General features: G+C 75.0%; 9 protein-coding genes. 6 read left to right on the top strand and 3 right to left on the bottom strand.

All coding sequences use genetic code 11. From position 1 onward, the window contains the following. Window positions 1-79 precede the first annotated feature (79 nt). Window positions 80-625: a methylated-DNA--[protein]-cysteine S-methyltransferase gene (locus ACIF6L_RS02035; protein ID WP_329488373.1), complete on the top strand. Its 546-nt coding sequence runs from the start codon at window positions 80-82 to the stop codon at window positions 623-625. A gap of 88 nt (window positions 626-713) precedes the next feature. Here the strand turns inward: ACIF6L_RS02035 and ACIF6L_RS02030 are convergent, their stop codons facing one another. Continuing rightward, the gene (locus tag ACIF6L_RS02030; RefSeq protein WP_396485828.1) at window positions 714-1,778 is read right to left on the bottom strand and encodes an ATP-grasp domain-containing protein; all 1,065 of its coding nucleotides are present in this window, start codon (window positions 1,776-1,778) and stop codon (window positions 714-716) included. A gap of 392 nt (window positions 1,779-2,170) precedes the next feature. Here ACIF6L_RS02030 and ACIF6L_RS02025 point away from each other — a divergent pair, with 392 nt between their 5' ends. Further along, window positions 2,171-3,598 (top strand): family 2B encapsulin nanocompartment shell protein, encoded by a 1,428-nt coding sequence (locus tag ACIF6L_RS02025; protein ID WP_396485826.1) that lies wholly within the window; start codon window positions 2,171-2,173, stop codon window positions 3,596-3,598. An 87-nt stretch (window positions 3,599-3,685) separates the two neighbouring features. Beyond that, a complete protein-coding gene (locus ACIF6L_RS02020) occupies window positions 3,686-4,735 on the top strand; it encodes a family 2 encapsulin nanocompartment cargo protein polyprenyl transferase (RefSeq protein ID WP_396485824.1) in 1,050 nt (349 codons plus the stop codon). Between the two features lie 215 nt (window positions 4,736-4,950). Here ACIF6L_RS02020 and ACIF6L_RS02015 read toward each other — a convergent pair whose 3' ends face one another. Continuing rightward, entirely contained in the window at window positions 4,951-6,018 is a 1,068-nt protein-coding gene (locus ACIF6L_RS02015; RefSeq protein WP_396485822.1) for an NAD-dependent epimerase/dehydratase family protein, read from the bottom strand. 248 nt (window positions 6,019-6,266) lie between these two features. Here ACIF6L_RS02015 and ACIF6L_RS02010 point away from each other — a divergent pair, with 248 nt between their 5' ends. The 3 genes from ACIF6L_RS02010 (at window position 6,267) to ACIF6L_RS02000 (ending at window position 9,844) form a co-directional block, all read left to right on the top strand. Next, window positions 6,267-7,628 (top strand): DUF1254 domain-containing protein, encoded by a 1,362-nt coding sequence (locus tag ACIF6L_RS02010; RefSeq protein WP_396485820.1) that lies wholly within the window; start codon window positions 6,267-6,269, stop codon window positions 7,626-7,628. A 171-nt stretch (window positions 7,629-7,799) separates the two neighbouring features. Then, window positions 7,800-9,134, top strand: coding sequence for a DUF1254 domain-containing protein (locus tag ACIF6L_RS02005; protein ID WP_359805182.1), 1,335 nt, complete (start codon window positions 7,800-7,802; stop codon window positions 9,132-9,134). Between the two features lie 38 nt (window positions 9,135-9,172). After that, on the top strand, window positions 9,173-9,844 hold the full coding sequence (locus tag ACIF6L_RS02000) for a GAP family protein (RefSeq protein ID WP_396485818.1): 672 nt from the start codon (window positions 9,173-9,175) through the stop codon (window positions 9,842-9,844). A 115-nt stretch (window positions 9,845-9,959) separates the two neighbouring features. Here the strand turns inward: ACIF6L_RS02000 and ACIF6L_RS01995 are convergent, their stop codons facing one another. After that, window positions 9,960-12,038: a sigma-70 family RNA polymerase sigma factor gene (locus ACIF6L_RS01995; protein WP_396485816.1), complete on the bottom strand. Its 2,079-nt coding sequence runs from the start codon at window positions 12,036-12,038 to the stop codon at window positions 9,960-9,962. Window positions 12,039-12,050: the final 12 nt, after the last annotated feature.

Raw genomic sequence — 12,050 nt, 5'->3', positions numbered from 1 at the left:
CTCGCGCGCCCCGCGGGTACCGGCGTGGCCGGTGGCCGGCCCGGCGGAGGAGGGTGGGGGCCCGAGCGTGCCGCAGTCCGTGTCACAGCCCACGGCGATGTCCTGGATGACGGTGGAGACGCCGCTGCCGAGCGGTCCGATGCACATCGCGGTGACGCCGCTGGGAGTTGCGGCCGCGGGCTACCTGGGGCAGCCGGGCGAGCGGCCGCCGTGCACCGACCGGTCGAAGATCGACGCGGTCACCGGGCGGATAGCCGAGTACCTGGCGGGCGGGCGGCGGGAGTTGGGGCTGCCCATCGACTGGAGCCTGAGCACCGGACCGCATCGCGCGGTGCTGCGGACGCTCTGGCACGAGGTGCCGTTCGGGCGGACCATCACCTACGGCGAACTGGCGGCCCGCAGCGGGGTGTTCGAGGGTGTCACGGAGCCGGGCCTGGCGGCCAGGACGGTCGGGCAGATGATGGCGGCCAATCCCGTCGCGCTGCTGGTGCCGTGCCACCGCGTGGTGGCGGCGGACGGCATCGGCGGATTCGGCGGCGGCCGGGTCGGGATCGACGTCAAGCGCTGGCTGCTCACCCTGGAGGGCGTGCTGGAGCCGACGCTGGACTGGGACGGCCCGCTGTAGCGGGTCCGGGCGGAGCACGGGCGGCGACCGGGGCGGTGGCCGCCGGCGGGGTGGCGCCGGCGGCGGTTCGCGGGTGTCGGTACGGGTGTCAGTGCACGAGTTCGACCGCGGCCGGACCGCGGTCGAACGACCCCTGGCGCGGCAGGACCGGCTGGATCCCGGAGACCAGGGTGTAGTCGATCCCGGCCGGATCCCCGGTGGGCACGGTGTCCGGCCGCTCGCCGAGCGCCAACTGCACCGCGTTCCACGGCAGGTTGAGGCCGCACAGGCGCAGCTGGTGCAGACCGCCGGAGGGGCGGGTGTTGACGTCGATGACCACCGGCTCCCCGGCCAGGTGGCGGAACTGCACGTTGGACAGGAAGGACATCCCGACGGACTCGATCAGCCGGCGGGTGGGCTCCAGGTACCGCGGTGCGGTGGTGAAGCTCCGGCGGCGCCGGTGCTTGCTGCGGCCGACCGCGGCGAGCAGGGTGCCGTCGCGGTCGCCGAGGCAGTCGACCGATATCTCGGGACCCTCCAGGTAGGGCATCACCAGCAGGTCGGCCGGCTCGTCGGCGGCCGCCAGCGCGGCGGCCACCTGGTCGACCTGGACCCGGCTGTCCCAGCCGGCCAGCCGGTGCAGGCCGAAGGGCTCGCGGGTGAGCATCCGGAAGCCCTCGCCGCCGGCGCCGGAAGCCGGCTTGAGGCAGGCGGTGAGCCCGGCGGACTCGATCCGGTCGACGGCGGCGAGCAGGTCGTCGGCGTTCCGGACCAGCCACCACGGCGGGGTGGGCAGCCCGGCGGCGGCGATCGCCGCGTAGCCGTCGGCCTTGCTGTCGAAGGCCGCGATGGCGGTGGCGGGCGGGCAGACGAGGGCGGTGCCGATCGCCTCGAACTCCTGGTGGTGCAGCGAGATCGCGAGCTGGTTGAGCCGGGGCAGGAAGACGTCGATCGCGTGGCGGGCGCAGTAGTCGAGCGCGTAGGCGACGTAGGCGTCCGGGGGGAGGTCGCCCGGTTCCAGGGTGGCGTGGTCGGCGGCGGCGAGCACCGGGGAGTCGGCGTCGACGTGGGTCGCGTGGATCCGGACGGGGCGCGGCGCGGCGCGCAACTGTTCGATGAAGAAGACGTTCTCGGCGTAGGTGCGGTTGAGCCAGACACGTACGGGGGCACTCATGAAGGCCTCCCAGGGCAGGGGTGAACGAGGGGGAGGGCATCCGGTGCGGCCACTCGTTCGTCACTGGCCCCGTGGCCCTTGAGGCGCACCTTAGCGGCCCGGCTCGCCGCGGTGGACGGCGGGTGGGTCGGTGGCCGGGGCGGGGTCCGGCCGGGGGTCGGCCGGGGGTCGGCCGGGGGTCGGTCGCGGGTGGCGTCGGGGTGCGGCCGGGGTCCGGAAGGAGGGGTTCGACCGCGTTCGAATAGGGATCGAACTGAAATAGATCAGGTGATCTAGTGGTCCTATTTGTTCGGTTATTCCGACCACTCGAAAGAGTGATTGTGGAAGCCTTCGAATGGGCCCATCATGATTCTTGCAAGGCGACACTTCATCGGGTATGCGAAAGGCTCCCTATGTCGACCGAAACCAACGTCGGTATTCCTGCGCCGGGCGGTACGCCGCAATCCGGTTCGCAGCAGAGCCTCGGTACGGCCGGCGCGAGGAACCTCGCGACGACCACCAAGTCCGCGCCGCAGATGCAGGGCATCAGCCCGCGCTGGCTGCTCAGGATGCTGCCGTGGGTCCAGGTCTCCGGCGGTACCTACCGGGTCAACCGGCGCCTGCGGTACGCGGTCGGCCGCGGCCGGGTGAGTGTCGTCCAGACGGGCTCCGACGTGCGGATCGTCCCACCCACCCTGCGCGAGGTGCCGGTGCTGCGCGGGTTCGAGGACGACGCGGTGCTGGAGGCGCTGGCCGGTCGCTTCGTCCAACGCGATTTCTCCGCCGGTGAGGTCCTGGTCACGGCGGGGACGCCGATCGACGAGGTCCTCATCATCGCGCACGGCAAGCTCGACCGGTGGGGAACGGGCAAGTACGGCGAGGAGGTGGTGCTCGGCTCCCTCGCCGACGGCGACCACCTGGGCGACGAGGTGCTCCAGCGCGAGGACGGCAGCTGGCCGTACGCGGTGAAGGCCGCCACCGCGGGCACGCTGCTGGCGCTCTCCTGGCCGTCGTTCCAGGAGCTCGCGGAGCGTTCCGAGGCACTGCAGCTGCAGATCATGGACTACCTGGCGGGCTTCCAGCAGGCGCAGAACAAGCACGGCGAGGCGGCGATCGAGCTCTCCGCCGGGCACCACGGCGAGTACGAGCTGCCCGGCGCCTTCGTGGACTACGAGCTGAAGCCGCGCGAGTACGAGCTGAGCGTCGCCCAGACGGTGCTGAAGGTGCACAGCCGGGTCGCCGACCTCTACAACCAGCCGATGAACCAGACCGAGCACCAGCTCCGGCTGACCATCGAGGCGCTGCGCGAGCGCCAGGAGGCCGAGCTGATCAACAACCCCGAGTTCGGGCTCCTGCGGAACGCCGCGTACGAGCAGCGGATCCAGACCCACTCCGGCCCGCCCACCCCGGACGACATGGACGAGCTGCTGAGCCGGCGCCGCGGCACCAAGATGTTCCTCGCCCACCCCAAGGCGATCGCCGCCATCGGCCGGGAGTGCAACCGCCGCGGCCTCTACCCGGACACCGTCGAGGTCCAGGGCAAGCCGGTGTTCGCCTGGCGGGGGGTGCCGGTCTTCCCGTGCAACAAGATCCCGGTCGTCGGCGGTCACACCAGCTCGATCCTCGCGCTGCGCACCGGCGAGGACAACCAGGGTGTCATCGGGCTGCACCAGACCGGAATTCCCGATGAATACCAGCCGAGCCTCTCGGTGCGGTTCATGGGGATCAGCGAGAAGGCCGTCATTTCCTATCTCGTCAGCGCCTACTACTCCGCCGCCATTCTGGTGCCCGACGCGGTGGGCGTGCTGGAGAACGTCGACGTCGCGCACCACCACGACTGACCGGGGTCGATCGGCATCGCGCCGTCCGGCCGGTCGCGGGGGTCCCGCGGCCGACCGGACGGCGCCCACCATCAGGGGGAGGAACCCATGGGAAGTTTCACGTTGGAGCGGGAGCACCGGGAGGGCCACGAGGCGGAGGACGTGCTCGCCCGCACCCGTGGTCTGGTCGATCCGGTCCTGCGCGCCGCGGTCGACTCGCTGCCCGGCTCGATGCGCAAGGTGGCCGGCTACCACTTCGGCTGGTGGGAGGCCGACGGCTCACCGGCCGCCGCACCCTCCGGCAAGGCGATCAGGCCGGCCATGGTCCTGGCCGCCACCCAGGCGCTCGGCGGCACCACGGTGACCGCGACCGCGGCGGCGGCGGCCGTCGAGCTCGTCCACAACTTCACCCTGCTCCACGACGACGTCATCGACCGTGACGAGACCAGGCGCCACCGCCCCACCGCCTGGCGGGTGTTCGGCACCACCGAGGCCATCCTGGCGGGCGACGCCATGCACTCGCTGGCGCTGCGCCTCCTCGCGGAGGACACTCACCCGGCCGCGCAGGGCGCGATCCGCCGGCTCGCCGACTGCGTGGTCGAACTCTGCGAGGGCCAGCAGATCGACTGCGCCTTCGAGCAGCGCAGTGACGTTTCGCTCGCCGAGTGCCTGGCGATGGCGGAGGCGAAGACGGGCGCGCTGCTCGGTGCCGCCTGCGCGATGGGCGCCCAGTACGCGGGCGCCTCGGAGGAGGCGGCGCAGGCGATGGACGGCTTCGGCCGGGAGATCGGCCTGGCGTTCCAGCTCATCGACGATCTGATCGGGATCTGGGGGGATCCCGCCGTCACCGGCAAGCCGGTCGGGGCGGACTTGGTGGCACGCAAGAAGTCCCTGCCGGTGGTGGCGGCGCTGGGCTCCGACACGCCCGACGGGCGGGCGCTGGCCGAGCTGTACGCGCTCGCGCGTCCGCTCAGCCCGGAGGAGTTGAGCCGTTGCGCGGCCGCGGTGGAGGGTGCGGGCGGCCGGGGCTGGGCGCAGGGGGAGTCGTGCGAGCGGATGGCCGCCGCGCTCGGCCAGTTGGCGACGGCGGTGCCCGAGCCGTCCGCGGCCGACGAACTGCTGGCGCTCGCCGAGTTGGTCACCCGGCGGACGCACTGACCGGGGGTCCGTCGGCCGCGGCGCACGGTCCGGTCCGTGCCGCTTGGTGTGCGTGCCGGTTCCTGCCGCCCGGGCGTGCGCACTGATCGCGTCGATCCGGTGACCACAGCCCCGGTCTCCTGGCCCACCCGGGCCCGACGGACCCGCCTGGCTCGCCGCCCCGGTAGGGCGGCGAGCCAGACAGCGTCGGTGCGCAGGGCGCGGCCCGCATCGCGCTACGCGAGGGCGGCGAGCAGGCGTTGCTCCTTGGCGGGGACCATGCCGGCCTTCTGAGCGGCACCCTTGCGGCCCTTGAGCCCGTCGGCGTCGGTGTCCTCGGCCGGGCCGCGCGCGCGGAGCCAGGCCCAGGTGTCCCGGGCGGTGTCGGCGAACGGCCGACACCGCAGGCCGGCCGCCTGCGCCCGGGCGGTGTCGGCGAGCCAGACGCCCGCCAGCTCCGGCACGTCGGGTGCCCAGAGCGGGAGTTCGCTCCAGGGCTGGACGCTGTCCGGACCTTCGGCGAGCAGCGGGCCGTCCTCGACCCAGACGAGCTCCGCCGGCGGGTGGGCGGCGCCGTCTCCGTCGACGGTCTCGCCGACCACCTCGACGCAGGTCGCCAGGAACTCCCCGAAGGTGACGTTCCCGGCCGGGGCGGTGGTGAGGTAGCGCCCGGTACGGCCGGCCTCCAGCGCGGTCACGCCGAACACCGCGAAGTCGCGGACGTCGATGACCTGCATCGCCCGGGTCGGGTCACCCGGAGCCAGTACCCGGCCGCCGCGGGCCATCCGCTCCAGCCACCACGGCAGGCGGCCGCCGTTCTCGTGAGGGCCGATCAGCAGGCCGCTGTTGAGGATCAGCGTGCGGTCGGCCCCGAATTCCTCCAGCACCGCGCGTTCGCAGCCGGCCTTGAGAGGGTTGCCGGGGGGCTGGTCGGGCGGGGTGTCGGCGGGGCAGGGGTGCAGGGGCGCGGTCTCGTCCACCGCCCGGGCCGGCCAGTCGGCGAAGGCGTGCACGGAGGAGACGAAGGTGTAGTGGTCCGCGTGCGCGCGCAGCAGCCGGGCGGAGAGCGCGGCCTGGGCGGGCTGCTGCGCCGAGGTGTCGACGACGGCGTCCCACCGCCGTCCCTCGACCAGCCGCGCCAGGTCGTCGGCGGAGTCGCGCTCGCCCCGGACGGTCTCGACGCCGGGCAGGTCGCTGCCGGAGCGGCCGCGGTTGAAGGTGGTCACGTCGTGGCCCCGGTCGAGGGCCTGCGAAGCGTAGGCCCGTCCGAGGAAGGACGAACCGCCGAGCAAGAGGATCTTCATATCGCCAGCCTCTCCCGGTCGGACCCGCCACAGGCTTCCGTTCGCGGTGGGCGGACGCACCCGGAGGTACCCCAGGCGTACTCCGGAAGCATCGCGAACCCACTCCGGACGTACCCCGGGGCCCGGGTGCGCGGGCGGGGCCCCTTCCGGCATCGCCGACATGCTGATCGACTGGGCCGCCCCTAGGATCCGTTTGAACCTGTATGTCCGGATAAGGGGCATGCGCCGAGGCAGGGGAGAGCGACAGCATGGGCAACCCGGCACTCGTGGATCCGGCCACCGTCCGCGCGACCGCCGCCGAGGCATGGATCTGGGGGTTCCCGCTCCTGGAGAACTACCGGACGCTCTACCCGCAGGCCGTCGACGACGCGGACCCGCGCCACATCGGCGGCTTCGGCGTCTTCCGGCACCATACGCAGCCCTCCACCCCGGCGACCACCGACGTCGTCACGCCCGACAACGACACCCGGTACTCCTGGGCCTGGCTCGACCTCCGGGCCGAACCGTGGGTCGTCTCGGTGCCCGCCGAGGACCGCTACTACGTCCTCCCACTGCACGAACTCGACACCTCCTACGCCGGGTTCATCGGCACCCGGGCCACCGGCCGGGAGGCCGGCGACTACCTGGTGGCGGGCCCCGGCTGGCAGGGCGCGGTGCCCGAGGGAACGGCCGGTGTCATCCGCACCGCCACCGAGCTGATCGGCATCGTCGGCCGCACCCACCTCGGCGGTACCTCGCCGGAGGCGGTCGAGGAGCTGAAGGGCCTCCAGCGGCAGTACCGGCTGCGCCCGCTGCACGAGTACGCGGGTACCGCGGCACCGCCGCCCGCACCCAACCCCGTCTGGCCGGTCTGGCGGGAGGAGGTGCTGGGCACCATCGAGTTCTTCGGCTTCCTCGACTTCCTGCTCGGCTTCTGCCCCGTGCTGCCCGCCGACGCCGACCTGCGCGGCCGGCTCACCGATCTGGGCATCGACGGCCGGGGCGAGTTCGAGCCCGCCGCGCTGCCGATCGAGGTCCGCACCGAGATCGGGCGCGGCATCGCCGACGCCCGGGCCGAACTCACCCGCGCCGCCGAACGGGCCGACGCCCGGGCCGGGGATCGGACCGGGGAAGGGGCCGGGGACACGGCCGGCCTCTCCGGCACGAGCGAGCGGCTCGGCACGGACCACCTCCGGCGGGCCGTCGGCGCCTTGCGGGACCTGTACGGGCTGCCCGTCGAGGAGATCTGGTACGGCGCCTGGACGGCCGACAGCGACGGCAACAGCCCGCCGAACACCGGCGAGCACGACTACGTCCTGCGCTTCGGACCGGACGCGCTCCCGCCCGCGCGGTTCTTCTGGTCGGCGACCATGTACGCGCTCCCCGGGCGCCGGCTGGTCGACAACCCGCTGGACCGCTACTCGATCGGCGACCGCACCCCCGGGCTGGCCCACGACCCGGACGGCGGCCTCACCCTCTACCTCCAGCACAAGCGCCCGGCCGACGCCCAGCACTCGGCCAACTGGCTGCCCGCGCCCGACGGCCCGTTCGAGGTGGTCGTCCGGCTCTACGGACCGGACGAGCGGGCCCGCGAAGGCCGTTGGGCGCTCCCACCGCTGACGCCACGTTGAGCCCGGCACCGCCTCCAGCCCCGCGAGCAGCACCACCCACCCACGACCCGACACCCGCCCACGACCCGCCACCCACCCACGACCCGCCACCCACCCACGACCCACCACCCACCCACGACCCACCACCGACACACCCCGACCCCGTCACCCGGACCCCGGGAAGGACTACCGATGACCCAGCCCGAGCTGGAGGCCCTGGCCGCCGACGCCTACGTCTACGGCTACCCGCTGGTCTCCGACCTCACCATGGTCGAGCGCTTCACCGCGGGCGGCCTGGGGACCCTGCCGGCGGCCCCCTTCAACGACTTCAGCCACGCGACCAGACTGGCCGGCCCGGACGACCCCTTCGTCTCCGTCAACAACGACACCGTCTACTCGATCGCCCAGCTCGACCTCTCCGAGGGTCCGCAGGTGCTGCGGGTACCGGACACCGCCGGGGCCTACTACGTCCTGCAGTTCGTCGGCGCGTGGACCGACAACTTCGCCTACCTCGGCCGGCGGGCCACCGGCACCGGCGCGCAGACCTGGCTGGTCGTCCCGCCCGGCTGGCACGGGACCCCGCCGGACCGGGAACGCGTGATCGTCTCGCCGACCACCGTGGCCACCGTCGTCGGCCGCTTCGCCTGCACCGGCCCGGAGGACCTGCCGCGCGTCCGGGCCCTCCAGGAAGGGCTGACGCTCGAACCGCTGGAGCCGGGCGGCCTGGCCGCCGGGCTGCCCGAGCCGGACCCCGCGGTGCCGGAGCGGCTGGCCTTTTTCGAACGGCTGCGGATCTGGATGGCGGCCTTCCCGCCCGCCGGGCCGGACGTCGAGTACCAGCAGCGCTTCGCCCCGCTCGGCCTGCTCGACACCGGACCGTCGCCGTACCGCGCCGCCGAGCCCGAGTGGACCCTCGCCCTGCTCAAGGGCCTGGCCGCGGGCCGGGAACGGGTCGAGGCCGCCACCCGGCCGCCGGAGGACCACCCGGCCGGCGAGTGGCGCTCCGGGCTGCACCTGTTCGACTTCAACGTCGACTTCCTCGGCCCCGGCACCATCGACGACCCGGAGTGGCGCATCCCCGACCGCCGCGCCGCCTACCTCAGCCGCGCCGCCGCCGCCCGCGCCGGACTCTGGGGCAACCACGCGTACGAGGCCACCTACGCGATGACGTACGACGACGCCGACGGGCGGCCGCTGAGCGGCGCCCACAGGTACACGCTGCGCCTGGACCAGCCGCCGCCGGCCGAGGCCTTCTGGTCCGTCACCATGTACGGCCTGCCGGACTACTACCTGGTCGCGAACCCGATCGAGCGCTATTCGATCGGCGACCGGACGCCGGGCCTGGTCTACGCCGAGGACGGCTCGCTGACGCTCCGGCTGCAGCACGACCGCCCCACCGACCCGGCGGAGGAGGCGAACTGGCTGCCGACCCCGGCGGGGGAGTTCCGGCCGATCATCCGGCTCTACCAGCCGAAGCCGGCCGCCCTCGACGGCACCTACCGGGTGCCGCCGATCCGGCGGAGCTGAGCGGGTTGTCCGCACACCGGTGACCGGGAGGAGTCGGGATGGGTGACGCCGTCGGCCAGATGCTGGCCTCGGCCGTCGGCATCGCGCTCAGCCCGATGCCGCTGATCGCCGTGATCCTGGTGCTGGCCACCCCGCAGGGCCGGACCAACGGGCCGGCCTTCACGGGCGGCTGGGTGGCGGCGCTGGGAGCGGTGGTCGCGGTGGTGGTGTCGGCCGGCTCGGGGCTGAGCACCGGCTCCGCCCCGCCGGCCTGGGCGTGGTGGCTGAAGCTGGCGCTGGGCGCGCTGTTCCTGCTGCTGGGGTTCGAGCAGTGGCGGGGCCGCCCGCGCGAGGGCCATGTGCACGCGCCGCCGACGTGGATGCAGGCGATCGACCGCTTCACCCCGGTCCGGGCGGCCGGCCTGGGCGCCGCCCTGGTGGTGGCCAACCCGAAGAACCTGGTGCTGGCGGTGGGCGGTGCGGTCTCGATCGCCACCAGTACGGCCTCCGGCGGCGGCAAGGCGGGCGCGGCCGCGCTGATGGTGGTGATCGGCTCGCTCTGCACGGTGGTGCCGCTGGCGGTGTCCCGGTTCGGCGGCGACCGGTCGACCCGGGTGCTGGGTGAGTGGAAGGCGTGGATGGCCGCGCACAACGCGGCCATCGTGATCGTCCTCCTGGTCGTCCTCGGGGCGAAGTACCTCGGCGACGGCATCGCCGGGCTGACCGGCTGACCGGCTGACCGGCTGACCGGCTGAGCCACGGGGCCGGGGGCGGGTGGCGGGGCCGGGGGCAGGGCGTCCCCACCCCGGCCCGTGCCTCCCGCTCCCCTCCCGCTCCCCTCCCGGTTCAACGCGGCGAAGCGGGCGCCGACGCGCCGCCCCTCGGCGCCGGCGACGCCGACCCGCCCGGCGACGCGGCCCCGCTGGGCGCCCCCGTCCCCGTCCCCGTCCCCGTGCCTGTCCCCGTCCCCGGCCCGGTCGGAGCGCCCGTGGGCGCCCCTGTCGGCGCGCCCGTCGGAGCTCCGGTCGGTGTCGCCGGGGGAGCGGTCGTCGGCGTGCCGCTCGGCGCGGCCGTCGCGGTCGGTCCGGTCGGCGCCGCCGTGGGTCCGGGCCCGGTCGGGGTACCACCGGTCGGCGGGCCCGTCGGCGTACCGCCAGTGGGCGTCGGCCCCGGATCGGTCGGGGCCGAGGTCGGCTCGCCCGGCGCCGAGGTGCTGCCGCCCCGGTGGTGCGGGCCGCCCTCCAGGGTGACCACCGCCTGCGAGGGCGGCAGGGCGATCCGGGCGGTCCAGTGCGCGTCCGGCGCGAGGTCCTCGTCGACGGTGACGATCACCGTGATTCGCTGGCCCGGTGCGAGCGTTCCGGCGTCCCGGCTGAGGCGCAGCCAGGCGGCCCCCACCTCGGCGTGCCAGCGGATCTCGGTGGCGCCGGAGTTGGTCAGCGTGAGGACGGTGCGGTTGCCGTACTCGCCGGCCTCGACGGTCAGCAGCCCGATCGGCGCGGTGGCCGGTGCCCCCGGACCACCGGCGGGGCCTGCGGTGCCCGGCGCGGTGCCCGGGCCGCCGGTGACGGCGGGGGCCGGTGCGGCGACCAGTGTCGGACTGCCGAGCGGGGTGGCGCCCCGGCCGGGGACCGGAATCGCGGGGCCCTGGATCCCCGGGAGCAACGTTTCTGCACCCCTGGCCCCGGCCAGTTCCAGCCCCGCCACCGCCGGGGCGGCGCCCACGGCCCCCACCACCCCGCCGGGCAGCCCGGACTGCCCGGCCACCGCCCCCGGCCCGCCCGGTCGGTGCCCGGCGGACCGCGCGTCGTCCTCGACCCGGACCGAGGAGACGGAGGCCGCCGCCCCGGTGCCGCCGCCACCCCGGTGGCCGGCCCAGAGCGCCACCACCGGCGCGGCCAAGACGGCGGCCAGCACTCCGGTGGTCACCACCCGGCGGCGTACCGCGCGGGCCCGGCCGCTGTCCGGCGCCCGGTGGCGCGGGAACCCGCCCTGGTCGAACCGGAGACCGGGCTCGACCACCGGGGCCGGCCCCGAGGACCTCCGCCGGGCCGCCCCCTCCGCCGCACGCGGCAGGAACACCGCCCCGTCGGTCCCTGCCCCGGTCGCCGCCGGGGCCGCCGGGGCGGACAGGACCGGCAGCCCGGACAGGCCGTCGGCGCCCTGCGTCACCTCGCCGGCCACCCGCTCGGCGGTGCCCCGACAGGTCGGGCAGTCCGCCACGTGCTGCACCAGCTCGCGGCGCAGCGCGGGGCCGAGCACCCAGTCCCGCCAGCTCTCCGCCCCGGCCCCGCCGAGCCGGTCCAGTTCGGGGCAGCTGCCGACACCGAGCACCAGCAGCGCCGCCCTGGTCCGGCCGACCTCGGCCTCGGCCGAGGCGAGCAGTGCGCGGCAGCTCTCGAAGGGGACGCCCAGGACGGCCGCCACCTCGATCGGGCTCAGCCGGTGGCGCACCGACAGCTCCAGCGCCTCGCGCTGCTCGGGGTCGGTGCCGGCCGCCTCGGGCCAGGCCAGCGAGGCCAGCTCCCGGCGCCGACGGCCCGCCTCCGCGGCCGAGGGACCGGCGGCGTCCGACGGGCCCGCACCGCCGGTACCCGCGCCGGTCACCGCGTCGAGCAGGCCGGCGACGGCGGCGGCCCCGGCGGCGGCACCGGGACCGGCAGCGCCACCGCCGCCGAGTCCGCCCCCGTCCTCCAGGCGCCGCAGGCAGCAGTACCGGGCCAGCGAGTACAGCCAGGCCCGGACCATCCCCGGTTCGGTGAGCCGGGCCCCGTGCCGCCGCGCCACCTCGCGCACCTCGCGCAGGGCGGCCGCGGCCGCGTCGTGCTCGCACAGCACCGAGAGGCAGTAGGTGAACAGGCCGTCCACCTGCCGGTCGTACGCCGCGAGCACGGGGTCGCGCGGCCCTTCGATACGCGTTGTCACCCGTCCGACGGT

The sequence above is a fragment of the Kitasatospora sp. NPDC086009 genome (assembly GCF_044540385.1).
In the GTDB taxonomy this organism is placed as follows: Bacteria; Actinomycetota; Actinomycetes; order Streptomycetales; family Streptomycetaceae; genus Kitasatospora.
This window is presented reverse-complemented; position numbering and strand designations above follow the sequence as displayed.